General features: G+C 65.8%; 17 protein-coding genes. 6 read left to right on the top strand and 11 right to left on the bottom strand.

Going from position 1 to position 12,089, the window contains the following annotated elements; all coding sequences use genetic code 11:
- The first annotated feature begins 149 nt into the window (after positions 1 to 149).
- From ACESNG_RS00965 to ACESNG_RS00955, 3 genes are all read left to right on the top strand, one after another.
- On the top strand, positions 150 to 308 hold the full coding sequence (locus tag ACESNG_RS00965; RefSeq protein WP_373059371.1) for a hypothetical protein: 159 nt from the start codon (positions 150 to 152) through the stop codon (positions 306 to 308).
- Between the two features lie 106 nt (positions 309 to 414).
- A complete protein-coding gene (locus ACESNG_RS00960; RefSeq protein ID WP_373059373.1) occupies positions 415 to 648 on the top strand; it encodes a hypothetical protein in 234 nt (77 codons plus the stop codon).
- Between the two features lie 125 nt (positions 649 to 773).
- Positions 774 to 1,202 (top strand): hypothetical protein, encoded by a 429-nt coding sequence (locus ACESNG_RS00955; RefSeq protein WP_373067340.1) that lies wholly within the window; start codon positions 774 to 776, stop codon positions 1,200 to 1,202.
- Positions 1,203 to 1,235: 33 nt separating this feature from the next.
- Here the strand turns inward: ACESNG_RS00955 and ACESNG_RS00950 are convergent, their stop codons facing one another.
- The 4 genes from ACESNG_RS00950 to ACESNG_RS00935 all read right to left on the bottom strand — a co-directional run bounded on the left by ACESNG_RS00950 (position 1,236) and on the right by ACESNG_RS00935 (position 3,850).
- Complete coding sequence (locus ACESNG_RS00950; RefSeq protein ID WP_373059377.1) at positions 1,236 to 1,916, bottom strand: spermidine synthase; 681 nt, start codon at positions 1,914 to 1,916, stop codon at positions 1,236 to 1,238.
- An 18-nt stretch (positions 1,917 to 1,934) separates the two neighbouring features.
- The gene (locus ACESNG_RS00945; RefSeq protein ID WP_373059379.1) at positions 1,935 to 2,651 is read right to left on the bottom strand and encodes a peptidylprolyl isomerase; all 717 of its coding nucleotides are present in this window, start codon (positions 2,649 to 2,651) and stop codon (positions 1,935 to 1,937) included.
- 181 nt (positions 2,652 to 2,832) lie between these two features.
- Entirely contained in the window at positions 2,833 to 3,279 is a 447-nt protein-coding gene (locus ACESNG_RS00940) for a hypothetical protein (protein ID WP_373059381.1), read from the bottom strand.
- Between the two features lie 28 nt (positions 3,280 to 3,307).
- Complete coding sequence (locus tag ACESNG_RS00935) at positions 3,308 to 3,850, bottom strand: cysteine hydrolase family protein (protein ID WP_373067338.1); 543 nt, start codon at positions 3,848 to 3,850, stop codon at positions 3,308 to 3,310.
- A gap of 138 nt (positions 3,851 to 3,988) precedes the next feature.
- On the opposite strand from ACESNG_RS00935, the gene ACESNG_RS00930 reads away from it, so the two are divergent.
- Positions 3,989 to 5,362 carry a M20/M25/M40 family metallo-hydrolase gene (locus tag ACESNG_RS00930; RefSeq protein WP_373059385.1) on the top strand — a complete coding sequence of 458 codons (1,374 nt, stop codon included), beginning with the start codon at positions 3,989 to 3,991 and terminating at the stop codon, positions 5,360 to 5,362.
- Positions 5,363 to 5,378: 16 nt separating this feature from the next.
- Here ACESNG_RS00930 and ACESNG_RS00925 read toward each other — a convergent pair whose 3' ends face one another.
- Complete coding sequence (locus ACESNG_RS00925) at positions 5,379 to 6,728, bottom strand: RluA family pseudouridine synthase (protein WP_373059387.1); 1,350 nt, start codon at positions 6,726 to 6,728, stop codon at positions 5,379 to 5,381.
- 13 nt (positions 6,729 to 6,741) lie between these two features.
- Positions 6,742 to 7,026, bottom strand: a complete 285-nt coding sequence (locus ACESNG_RS00920; RefSeq protein WP_373059389.1) for a hypothetical protein — start codon at positions 7,024 to 7,026, stop codon at positions 6,742 to 6,744.
- 488 nt (positions 7,027 to 7,514) lie between these two features.
- Here ACESNG_RS00920 and ACESNG_RS00915 point away from each other — a divergent pair, with 488 nt between their 5' ends.
- Positions 7,515 to 8,387, top strand: coding sequence for an aldolase/citrate lyase family protein (locus tag ACESNG_RS00915; protein ID WP_373059391.1), 873 nt, complete (start codon positions 7,515 to 7,517; stop codon positions 8,385 to 8,387).
- Here ACESNG_RS00915 and ACESNG_RS00910 read toward each other — a convergent pair.
- Together ACESNG_RS00910 and ACESNG_RS00905 are read right to left on the bottom strand one after the other, a co-directional pair.
- Positions 8,343 to 8,765: a DUF2809 domain-containing protein gene (locus ACESNG_RS00910; RefSeq protein WP_373059393.1), complete on the bottom strand. Its 423-nt coding sequence runs from the start codon at positions 8,763 to 8,765 to the stop codon at positions 8,343 to 8,345. The genes ACESNG_RS00915 and ACESNG_RS00910 overlap by 45 nt on opposite strands.
- 15 nt (positions 8,766 to 8,780) lie before the next feature.
- Positions 8,781 to 9,254: a hypothetical protein gene (locus tag ACESNG_RS00905; protein ID WP_373067335.1), complete on the bottom strand. Its 474-nt coding sequence runs from the start codon at positions 9,252 to 9,254 to the stop codon at positions 8,781 to 8,783.
- Positions 9,255 to 9,408: 154 nt separating this feature from the next.
- Here ACESNG_RS00905 and ACESNG_RS00900 point away from each other — a divergent pair, with 154 nt between their 5' ends.
- Positions 9,409 to 9,933 carry a DinB family protein gene (locus ACESNG_RS00900; protein ID WP_373067333.1) on the top strand — a complete coding sequence of 175 codons (525 nt, stop codon included), beginning with the start codon at positions 9,409 to 9,411 and terminating at the stop codon, positions 9,931 to 9,933.
- 57 nt (positions 9,934 to 9,990) lie between these two features.
- Here the strand turns inward: ACESNG_RS00900 and ACESNG_RS00895 are convergent, their stop codons facing one another.
- Genes ACESNG_RS00895 through ACESNG_RS00885 form a run of 3 tightly spaced genes read right to left on the bottom strand, consistent with a single transcriptional unit; the run spans position 9,991 to position 11,974 of the window.
- Entirely contained in the window at positions 9,991 to 10,644 is a 654-nt protein-coding gene (locus tag ACESNG_RS00895; RefSeq protein ID WP_373059399.1) for a DNA-3-methyladenine glycosylase, read from the bottom strand.
- Positions 10,641 to 11,462, bottom strand: coding sequence for a class I SAM-dependent methyltransferase (locus tag ACESNG_RS00890; protein WP_373067330.1), 822 nt, complete (start codon positions 11,460 to 11,462; stop codon positions 10,641 to 10,643). The genes ACESNG_RS00895 and ACESNG_RS00890 overlap by 4 nt, the downstream gene beginning before the upstream one ends.
- Positions 11,459 to 11,974 (bottom strand): GrpB family protein, encoded by a 516-nt coding sequence (locus ACESNG_RS00885; protein WP_373067342.1) that lies wholly within the window; start codon positions 11,972 to 11,974, stop codon positions 11,459 to 11,461. The genes ACESNG_RS00890 and ACESNG_RS00885 overlap by 4 nt, the downstream gene beginning before the upstream one ends.
- Positions 11,975 to 12,089 lie beyond the last annotated feature (115 nt).

Below are 12,089 nucleotides of genomic sequence, written 5' to 3'. Positions count from 1 at the left end.
TGTCACAGTTCGTGCCAGCGGCGGCACTGCCGTTTCCCGTGGCGCCTGTCGATACTGGATACTAGTAAGCACGTATTCTCCCCAACGCTTTACCCAGCACCTGACCTATGTGGAACGATCTCTGCGACGACGCCCATGAGGCGCACGCAATGAAGGTTATCAATCGCGCGATCCTGACGATCGCTGTGTGCTTCCTGGGCTTCGGTGGTTTCGCCCTGGCCACGCGCCTTGGCGCCGACGCGCCGCCGGCCTCCGTGAGCTACGGTAGCGAGCAGCCCCACAAGGACGCCGCGGTCTTTGGCGACTGATTTTCCGGTTTGTGGAACACTCAAATCCCCCGCGGTGCTGCTTCGGCACGCCGCGGGGATTTGTGGGTGGAGGAGCCTGCCGGCGCTGACGTGATACATTCGAGAGATGATCGGCGACACCACTCCCAAAGCGGCCGCCCTCGTGCGTCGCGCGATCCGGCAGCAATCTCCCGCCCAACGCGTGGACGCGGCGATCGCACTCAGCGAGTCCGTGCGCGCCATCAGCCTCGCCACGCTGCGCGCGCGATTCCCTGAGCGCACGACACTGGAGTTGGTGGCGATGATCACCGGCGAGTCCATGGTACCCTCGGCCCGCTCGGGTCCGCTCCCGTCGCCGTGACACTCGATGCGCTGCTCCGATTGCTGGCGACGTCGTTGAGCGCGTCTGGCACGCCCTACATGATCACTGGGTCGGTCGCCGCAGCGTAACACGGGGCGGCGCGGGCCACGATGGACATGGACGCCGTGATCGACCCGACGCTCGCGCAATTGCTGGATCTCGTGACGCGCCTGGAAGCCGCCGGACTCTGCGTCTCCGACGAGGCGGCGCGCGAGGCGCTGTCCCATCGCACGATGTTCAACGCCATCGATCCTGCGACGGGGTGGAAGGCCGACTTGATTGTGCGCAAGGATCGCCCCTTCAGCGACGAGGAGTTTCGCCGTCGGCTATCGACGGAACTGCTCGGGCAGCGCGTGGCGGTGGCGACGCTCGAGGATGTCATTCTGTCGAAGCTCGAGTGGGCGACGATCGGCGGGTCCACACGCCAACTTAGAGATGTGCGCCGCCTCCTCGCTATCGCTGACGAGACACTCGATCGCGCATACATCGAGCGCTGGATCGACCCGTTGCGTGTGCGCCGCGCTTGGCAGTCTGTGCGTGATGAACCGGCGTAGTACCCAGGCGCCGCCGCGGTGGGACGTCGACGCTCAACGTCGCGGCGGCCGTGGCTTCGCCACATACAGCGTATGCATCGGCCCCTTGGTGTCGTGGGCGCGCACGCGCAGCGTTTCCACCAGCAGTCCGCTGCCGCGCAGCGCGTGGGCGAATGCCGGATCATCACCCACCGACCAGTAGGCGATGACACCCGGTGGGCGTAAGGCCGCCACCGTCGTTGCGATGCCGCGCTGCGCATAGAGCCGCGCGTTCTCCGACATGATCATACCGTCGGGACCGTTGTCGGTATCCAGCATGATCGCGTCGAACTGGCCGGCATGATCGCGCAACACGTTCACGATGTCGTCGTGTACCACACGGACCCGCGGATCCTCGAGGGTCTCCACCGAGATGCCGTATTCGGGATTCGAGTTCCACTCGATCACCTCGGCCAGAAACTCCGCCACGACCACCTCGGCGTCGTCGGCCACTTCCTTGAGCGCCGCACGCAACGTGAAGCCCAGCCCGAGACCGCCTATCAGGACGCGCACCTGCGGCTTGTCCTTGAGCCCGACACAGGCGACTTCTGCCAGCCGGTCTTCGGAGAGATGACGACGCTGCGACATCAGCTCGATGCCGTTGGCGCGAATGAGGTACGAACCGTCATGCCGGAACAGCTCGAGGAGCGAGCCGTTGGGGGTGCGGGCGTTACCGAGACGTTCGAAAGGCTTCATACGGAATGAATAGCGGAGTCACGGTGCTCGCGCCGAAAGCGGAGCAACGACCGTCGCCGACACGATCGAGTCGAGCGCCGGAAACCACCGGTCGAGATACCTGGAACCACGCGACATGATGCGCGACTGCACGGGATCTTCACCATATTCGAAGTTCAGGCGCGCGAGCACATCCATGCCCTCCACCACCACACCAATCGGCGCAAACACACGTTGCCGATCGAGCTTGGCCGCGTTGTCGGCCATGTTGACATACAGCTGCACCGTGCGGCTGTTCGCGTCGGCCGTCGTGAACGCCACCGTTCCTCGCGTGTTGCTTTGCCGCATCGGCTCATCGGGCATCGCCGACTGCGCCCACTTCGCGTTCACCGCCGGATCACCATGGATCCCGAACTGCACTACGAACCCCGGCACCATGCGAAAGAACCGATTGCCCTCGTAGTAGCCGATCGTGACCAACTCGTAGAACCGGTCGGCGCCGAGGGGAGCAAGGGCGCGTGCGACCTCGATCGCAAACGGTCCCTTGTTGGTCTCGAAGCGCACGCGATACGTGTCAGGGCTACGCATCGGTGTGGCCGATGGTCCCGGTATGGCCCTGGGCACCGTCTTCGACGCCGGTGCGCGCGCGTCGACCGAGCAGGCGACCAAAACCATCAGGCAGACGACGAGCAGCGCTCGCGTGGTCAACGCACTCAATTCGCCGACACCGGCGCGTACAATGAGCCCCGTGGTCACCGAGAGTCCGTAGGTTCGCGCGAACTCCGCGAAGAACGCGGAGGCACGCGAAGAAAAGAACAATTGTTTTCTGCTGTTCTTCGCGACCCTTCGCGTTCTCCGCGAGCTTCGCGCGAACCAGCGATATCGGCCAAGCACCACGCCGTCCAAAGCGCGACAACGCCGTCACGAACCATCCCGCTCAGTCCTCGTCCTCGACCCACAGCACAGCCGTCATACCGTCGCCCACGCACACGATGCCGGCGTCGAGCGCGGAATCCGTGAGCGGATCGAAGCTGAATCCGTCCTGCTGCTGCGCGTCCTCGCCGAACACGTCGGCCCAGTCGCCATTCGTGTAGCAGGTGAACGGCTCCGGCACCATCGCCAGCAACTCGTTCACCAACCCGTCGGCCTCCGCGGCGGGGACGATCACCGCATTGCTGCCAAGATCCCGACCGAGTACGCCGGCGGCAATGCGCAGCGCGTCACTCTCGCTCACTTCCAGCCAGCCCTCACCAAGAGCGCGTAGGCCCACACTCTCGACCGCCTGATCGGCAAGAAGGCGTGACTTCGCCCACTGCGGTTGTGGCACCAGCACGCAGGTGACGCGGCCACTCGTGCGCCGTGCGATGATCTGTTCAATCAGCATGATAAAGTCTCGAGTGAATAAAGCTGCGTCACGGCGTCTCGAACTGCAGCGCAGCCGCGGTCACGGTGCGCACACGCGGGCCGAAGCTCGTGATGGCGGCCAGTGTGACGTTGTGGTGCGCGATCACCTGCGGCGCCGAGACAAACGCGTTGCCTTCACTGGTATGTCCATCCTCGATCAGCACCACCGGGTAGCCCAGCGCGAGCGCCCGACGCGTCGTGGTGTCCACACAGAACTCCGAGTGCATGCCACACACGATCAGCTCGCCGATCTCGCGCGCTTGCAGCAGTGCTTCGAGCTCCGTGAGCAGAAACGCATCAGGCGTCGACTTGCGAACCCGCACGTCACCCGGCACGACCTCCAGACCCTGCGCCAGCTGCCACTCCCTCGTCTCGAACTCCAGATAGCCGCCCGTCGACTCGTGCTGAATGAAGATCACCGGCCGGCCGGCCGCACGCGCCTTGGCCGACACCACGTTGATCCTGGTGATCACGTCGGTACACGCGTACGCAGCATGGTCCCCTTCGCAGAGGCCCTGCTGAACGTCAATGATGAGCAATGCAGCGTTCACGCGTCGACGGGTCGAGGAGCAGCGAGGATGGCCTCAGGAACAATAGCGTCTTGATCGCACCGTGCGTTGGGGATTGGACGAAACGCCGCGGCGCACCGAGATTGCCGAGATCCCCTTCCCACCTCCCCGACCGTGGACATGCCGATGGTTCGCTCCGCCTTGTTCGCCGCGCTCGCGTTGACCGCGATTGCCTCGTCCGCCTCCGCCCAAGCGCCCGAGGCCATCCCCGCCAAATACGCGGAGGTCGCCAACCGCATCATTGCGGCCGCGCAGGCCGACTCGGCCGGTGCCTGGAACCGGATCGCTGAGCTCACCGACCGGTTCGGGCATCGACTGTCGGGATCCAAGGCACTCGAAGACGCCATCGTCTGGACCGCAGCCACAATGGAGAAGGACGGTCTCGCGAACGTGAAGCGCGAGAAGGTGATGGTGCCGCATTGGGTGCGCGGCGCCGAGTCGCTGGAGCTCGTCGCGCCGCGTCGGCAGCTGCTGCCGATGCTCGGACTCGGCGGCAGCATCGCCACACCGGCCGGTGGCATCACGGCCGAAGTGATGGTGGTCGCGAGCTTCGAGGAGCTCACGCAGCGCGCCGGTGAAGCAAAGGGCAAGATCGTGCTGTACGACGCGGAGTGGCGTGACTACGGGTACAACGGGTCGTTTCGCCGACTCGGTGCCATCGCCGCCGCCAAGGCCGGTGCCGTAGCCTCGCTGGCCCGTTCCGCAGGACCGTACAGCATGCGCACGCCGCACACCGGCAGCATGAGCTACGACTCCACCGTGAAGAAGATTCCGCACGCCAGCGTGACGTCGGAAGACGCGATGATGATCCGTCGCATGATCAATCGCGGCGAGAAGGTCCGCGTGACGCTGACCATGAGCGCGAAGATGTTGCCCGACGCACAGAGCCACAACGTGATGGGTGAGTTGCGAGGCCGCGAGAAGCCTGAGGAGATCGTGGTGATGGGCGGCCACATCGATTCATGGGACGTGGGCCAGGGAGCGATGGACGACGCCGGCGGTGTCGTGATCGCCTGGGAAGCCATTCGCCTGCTCAAGAAGCTGGGCCTCACGCCACGCCGCACAATCCGCGCAGTGGGCTGGACCAACGAAGAAAACGGCATGCGCGGTGGCAATGCCTATCGTGATGCGCACCATCAGGAGACGCACCAGCTGGCCATCGAATCCGACGGCGGCGTGTTTTCACCACTTGGCTTCGGCTTCACCGGCGCTCCGGCGGCGCGCGCAATTATACAATCCATTGCCACGCTGCTCAACCCGATCAACGCCGGAAAAATCGAAGCAGCGGGCGGCGGTGCCGACATCGGTCCGATCATGGCCACCGGCGTACCGGGCATGGGACTGAACGTAGACGGGTCGCGCTACTTCTGGTTCCACCACACCGACGCCGACACGCCCGACAAACTCGACCGCGCTGAAGTGCAGCGCTGTGTGGCGGTGATGGCGGTGATGGCCTACATCGCGGCCGACATCGAACAGTCGCTGCCGCGGTAACAGGCAAACGGCCGGTTCAGAACGGAGCCGGCCGCTCCACCACCAGCCGCTCACCGGTAGTCGGGTGCGTGAAGCTCAACGACTCGGCGTGCAAGAGCAACCGCTCGCCGTACTCCGGCGCGACGCGGCCGTAGAGACGGTCGCCGACGATCGGTGCGTCGAGGCCGATCGGGTTCGACGCGTGCACGCGCAACTGATGCGTGCGTCCCGTGTGCGGTGCGAACGCCACCTTGGTGCGTCCGCTGGCGCGCGCGAGTACGTGCCACCCGGTCACCGCGGCCTTTCCGTGCACGGGATCGTGGATCTGTCGTGGCCGGTCGTCGATATCCATGCCCATCGGGAAGTCGATCACGCCGTCGTTACCGGCGATCTCGCCATCCACCCATGCGACATAACGCTTGGTGATTTCGCGGAGCGAGAAGAGACGTTGCAACGCCGAGAAAGTCGAGGTGTCCTTCGCTGCGAGGAGGAGCCCTGACGTATCGAGATCGAGACGATGTACGACCAGTTGCCCCGTGGCGTCAGGGTAGCGCGCGCGCAGCCGCGTGGACACCGAATCGCGCAGCAACCCGCTGCGCCCCGGCACCGACAGCAACCCGCACGGCTTGTCGACGATGACGAGATAGTCGTCTTCGTATACAACGGCTGGCTCTGACTCGGCGATCGCTGCAGCGCCGAACAGCGGCGGCGAATCGGCCGGCAGGCCACGCAGCATGTGCTCCAGAATGGGGGGACACTTCCCCTGACATGCCGGATAGAACGATCCGGCACGACGATCCCCCGTGCGCGGCGGCGCGCCCCACCAGAACTCGGCTAGCGCCAGTGGCCGCAATCCCTGCGCATACGCCTGTGCGAGCAGCTTCGGGGCCGCGCAATCACCGGCCCCGCCCGGTGGCTCCTTCGGCGCGAACAGCTCGCGCAGCGCACGCACCTCGCCCAACGCGTTGGTGAAGCGATACGTCTCCTGAATGGCCGGCAGTAGTTGGCGTGAGCGCGCGGTACGCGCCTCGTCGTCGGCGCCGAGGTCGTACAGTTCCGCTTCACCGGGAATCCAGACCACATCGCGCGCCGCCACGTCGTACGCGGGCGGCGCCCAACCCTCGATCGCCCACTGGCCCGCGACCATGCCGGAGAAGCCGCGCAAATAGCCTGGCGTGCCATCAGGAGCGGCCACGGCCAGCACCCCGAACATTTTCCCGTTGCCGGGCTGATCGAGCCTCCACGGGGCCATTGCGGGCGATTGGAGCAGTTGCATGGTCTCCATGGCCGCGCGCCGCGCCAGCGGATGGATCGCGGCCCGATCGAAGGGGCTCGGGAATCGTGCGGGGATATCGCCGACGTCTGCCGGCGGGGTGAATCGGATCACGCGTGCAGCAGGCTCACGCCACCGACGGGCGACGGGCGTTCACGAAGAGCAGGGTCGCGAACGCGGCTCCAATTCCCGCGCCGGTAAACGCGCCCAGCCACGGAAACGACATCGTAGCGACCAGCGCAGATGCCGCCAGCGCCAGCGCCGCACCGCATACCAGAAATACCCACGAACCGACCGTCGTCGCCATCGCGATCAGCACGGCAACGGGATGGATGAGCATGCCGCCGACGTACGCGACCCGCATGTCCTGCTGATCCTCGGCGATGGTACGGTGGGGCGATTCGGATGGCATTCCGGCGCTTAGCGTGAGGGGTTGGCGCGCCGCGTGAACACCGGCGCACGATGCCTGGCATGTAAGGTAATGCCCGATAGCGCGATGCACGGAGCGGTTGCATTGTTCTCTCGCAGAGTGAGGGCGATGCCTCCACGATGCTTCGGCGGGTCGGGGATCGATCCCGATTCCATTGAGGTGACACAGGCAAAGCGAGATGGCACCGCGCGCATCGACCCGCTGCTTGAATCCCACCACAGTGTGGGACAGACCGTTGGCCGGGAATCAATCCCCGCTCAATCGGGTGCCGACACGGACTCAGATGGCTGCAGGTGCCATCACGACCACAGGTCGTTACGAATCTCCGTGGACGACACGGAAACGCGTCGGGCTACACGCCCGGCGCGTTTTGTGTGCGTCAAGCGCGTGAGTCAGCCGTGCGGTATGATATCTGCTTCGCACCGCAGGTCAGGCGCTGAAGGGCGCGCTCACGCTCAGGAGAACGGCATATGCGTCGTACCGGCTGGCTCGTTGCACTTCCATTCGTGGTCACGTTCGCCGTCGGTTGCGCGAGCGCATCGAACGCTTCGCGCTCGTCGCGTTCGTCGGGCGCGGCGTTGCCGCTGTGGAAGGCAGGCGCGGCCGCCTTCGGCATGTTCGTGCCCAGTGAGCGTACACCCGGCGCCGTCGACGCCAGCGGCAAGCGACTGCCGCCGTTGTACACGGAGAACGGCGCGAAGGCCCTCGCCGCGAATCCGCTGCTCGACTACCTCTTCCTCAATCTCGAAGGCGCGTACGACGCGGCTGCCGTGCGAGCGATGGTGAGTGGTATCAGGCTGAGCAGCGCGGCCACACGCCCCACGCTGCTCGTGCGCATTCCGACCATCGAAGACGCGGGCGTCGAACTCACGCGGGCCCGGGTCAAGGAAGTGCTCGGTCTTGGCGCCGATGGCGTGGTCATACCGCATGTGCGCAGCGCGGCGGAAGCGCGTACGGCGGCCGCTTTCTTCACCGAAGCCGGCGCCAAGGTGTGGTCGCCGGCGAATCCCAGCGGCACGGTGATCGCGATGCTGATGGTGGAAGACAAGGGCGCGATCACCGAGCTCACGGATATCGCGGAGGTGAAGGGCTACAGTCTGCTTTCGTGCGGTATCGGCAGTCTCACCCGCGACATGGGCGGCGATACGCCGGGTGCCGAGGCAGCGTGCAAGCGCGCGCGGGACCTCGGGGCGAAGGCCGGTATGCCAAGCATGATGACGGCCACCGCCAGCACGATCACCGACCGCATCGAGAAGGGCTATCTCGGCCTGCTGCTGTCAGGCACGGCCGATCAGGCGTCAGCGATCATCCGCACCGGTCGAGCGGAGGTCAAGCGGCCGTAGCACGCGGTCGATCACCGCCGCGAGTACCACGCCCACCAGGTAGCACACGATGTCGCTCCAGAGGAAGCCTTGCCCAAGTGCCAACGCGCCAAGCCGCGTGGCGCGAAGGGCATCGAGCCGTGGCACGTGATAGCGCTGACTGATTTCCACGGCGACCGCGATGGCGAAGGCGAGGGCCGCGAGGGTTTTGCGATCCCCGTGCGGTCGCAGCAGTGCGAGCAGCCAGAACACCATCGACGCCCACAGCACATCGCCGGCGTAGAGCGCGATGAATGCGGGAAACACGGCGGGATAGCGACGCGACGCCAATCCTAATGCGACCGTGCCGACCAGCAGCAGCAGGGTCTGCGTGGGCGATCGCTGGGGAGTCCGGAGCAACGGAACGTGCCTCGGTCAGCAGTTCGGCCGCCGCGACCGGTTTCCCGCACCAGCCTGCGAGCCCGTCGCCACCGCTTGGGTGATGCCCATGCGGCTTTCGTAGCGCGTCACCTGTCGCACTGGCGTGTTATCGAGACGCGCGGCCTCGAAACGAAAACCGCCAATCGTCGCTTCGACAGCGCCCGCGTACTCCGGGTCGGTGCTCGAGACTTTGCGCACTGTCGCCAGCTCAGGTTGTCCCGAGGTATCCACCACGAACTCGAAGCTGGCCCGATAGCAGGTCGGGCTTGCCACTTCCACGGCGGGTGTGAACGACGGCCGTAAACCGGTGCTGCGCAACTTCGCCCGGCGATCGACGTGACAGGCCTCATACACCGGCGACGACGGATTCGTGGAGTCGATCGGTGTCTGGGAACAGCGTTGTTCGGTGCTTTGCGCCTGCAGCGAGGCGGAGGCAAAGACCAAGAGGGGTGCCAATAACACGCGCATAGACGGACCCATTCTAAAAGACAGGCACTGGGATACTTGTCAGAATGTCGATCGGCACGTGCTGGGGCAAGCCACCCTGCACGCCTCCCTCCACAGCGCCCGTGCTCATGCCCGATTCCCGGCGAACGCGCGCCGTCGGCGATAGTTTAGCCGAATGACCCAGCCCACCACCTCCGTCGCCTCCCTGCTGGCGCTCCTGCACTACGAGCGCGCGAACCTGCTCACCCAGTTCGAATCGACCCCCGAGGCGCTCCGCGTCGCGTCGACCGGCGAAAGCGGCTGGTCGGCCGCGCAGATCATCGAGCACTGCGCCCGCGTGGAAGGGGGCGTAGCACGCATGATCGCCAAGGGCGCGGAGATGCCGCGCACCGCCACTGCCGACGAGCTGCAGGCGGCCGTGCTCACCGAGCGAACCATCGGCTGGGTACGCGAGCGCAGCACCAAGGTGGAGGCTCCGGAGCGGGTGCGCCCCACGGGCACGCTCGACGCCGACGCCGCGCTCGCGCAGCTGCAGGCGTCGCGAGCGGCTCTGCTCGAGGCCTTCGCCACCGCCGACAAAGCCGTGCTCGACGGCGTGACTTTTCCGCATCCGTTCATCGGCCCACTCACGCTCCGTTCCTGGGTAGAGCTCACGGCGCATCACGATGCACGACATGCGGCGCAGATGAAAGGCGAGTGAAAGGCGAGTAAGGGGTACGGGGTAAGAAGTACGGAGTAGGGGGGATGCGGCTTTTTGTCAGGGCACCTTGCGTCCGCGCTGGGTGAGATACGCGTGCCACAGAATGCGCGCGGCGACCGCGCGCAGCGGTGACCACGCGTCGGCCATCTGCGAGGCTTCGCGGCTCGATGGTACGTGCTCGAGTTCGCGCATGTGCTGCAGCGCCTTGTGTAGCGCCAGATCCCCCGGCGGCCAGGCGTCGGGGCGACCGAGCGAGAACAGCAGGTACACCTGCGCGGTCCATGGCCCGATTCCGGGTACGCGCTGCAGTGCGACGAGCACGTCGTCGTCGGGAAGCGTGGAAAGCGCGGGCAGGTCGAGCCGACTGTCGGTGACATGCTCGGCCAGCGCCACGAGATAGGCCGCCTTCTGCCTAGTGACGCCGAGTGCGCGCAGACCGTGCACGCCTACCGTGAGAATCGGCTCGGGCTGCATGCCACCGGCCACGGAGGCATCGAGCCGAGTGAACAATGTGGCTGCTGATTCGAGCGACACTTGCTGCTCGAGTATCATACGGACGAGCGTGACGAATCCCTCGGGTCGTTCCCACAGCGGCGGTTCGCCGTACTGCGCCACCAGCCGCGAGAGCGAGGCATCACGCGCACAGAGGTCGCGCACCGCGTCGCGCAACGTCGCCGTGGTGAGTCGGAGATACTCACCCGCTGGCGTCACGGCGCACCAGTGCTCGACGTCGCCACGACCGATGCACGTGCCACCCGCCCCTTCACGGCGTTGGCTCGTGCACTGTACGTGATGCGCCCATGCGCATCTTCCGGCAGACATTCGCGCAGCCGCTCCCGCAGTCGCGCGATCGCCTCGGGTACCATGGTGGCCAGCGTCCGACTCACCGCCTCCCAGCCGGCAATCGTTGCCCAATAGTCATCGAACGACGAGAAGCTATGGTGCACCGTGAGCTCCTGCGATTCGACTTCGGTGAGTCCGGCGTCGCGCCAGAGTTCGTGCATGACGTCGCGTCGCGACGACTCCGGAGTGGGTGGCGCGGGCAGGACCGCTCCAAGATCCCGCATTTCGCGTTGCAGCACGTGGTACGGGAATCCACCGCCGTGCATGTCCCACGCGTACGCCGCGACGAGCCCACCAGCCGCGACCACGCGCGCCATCTCGGCAACGCCCCTTGCGGGCTGGGGTACGAAGAAGATCACCAGTGGCATCACTGCTGCGTCGAACATGCTGTCGGCATACGGCAGTGCCATCGCATCACCCTCGCGCAGCGCGGCGTCGCGTAACGCTGTGCGCGTGCGCGCGTACTCCAGCTGCGGCACCGAGGGATCGATGCCGTGCAGCGCGGCCGGCGCACAGTGCGTCGTGAGCAGCTCGGTAAAGGCACCATTCCCACAGCCCACATCGAGCCAACGCAGTCCCGGTGCCGGTGCCAGCCAGCGCAGGAAATCGGCACCGGCCAGCTGACTCCACACGCCCATGTAGCGCTCGTACGATGCGCCATCGTCGAAACGAATCGAATCAGTCATGGTTCGCCTCTCTCGTTCGCAAGGACGCGCTGCACGAACGGGCCCTTGGCCAGTGAATACGCACTCTTGTCCCAGCCCACGCTTTCGGCCACGCGATACTTCTCCGCCGCGTAGGCCGCCCTCAGCGCCGCGTCGTTTCGCAACGCGTCGCGAAACTGCAACATCGCGTGCCACGCCGCAGCTGGCAGGACATACAGATGCACGTGCGCCACGCTCACGCCGCCGTCGTTGCGCACATAGTAGCGCCGTCGCGGATCGTCGCCGTACGGACCGCGGTACTCGTACCCAAGCGACTGCATCGGCGCAACGCAGGCATCGGCGTCGGCGTCGTTCAGTACCGTGATCGCCACGTCGAGCACCCGCTTGCCGGGCAAGCCGGGCACGGCGGTGCTCCCCACATGCTCAATCGCCTGCGCCGCCGCACCAAGTGCCGGGCGCAAGCGCGCCGCCTCGGCGGTGAACCGCGAGGGCCATGCGCTGTCGTACGGGAGGAGGCGGAGAGTTGGAGAGATTCGCGGGGTGGTCAGAGTGTTCAGAGAACAGTCTTCAGAACTCAGAGTTCAGACGGCTTATAGTGTTCGGAATTCAGCAACGATAGTGCTCAGTGCCGAGCTATTTGGTGGTGCC

Origin of the sequence: Gemmatimonas sp. (assembly GCF_041689975.1) — a bacterium.
Classification (GTDB): Bacteria; Gemmatimonadota; Gemmatimonadetes; order Gemmatimonadales; family Gemmatimonadaceae; genus Gemmatimonas.
The sequence above is the reverse complement of the archived record's forward strand: the minus strand, read 5'-3'. Positions and strand labels throughout refer to the sequence as shown.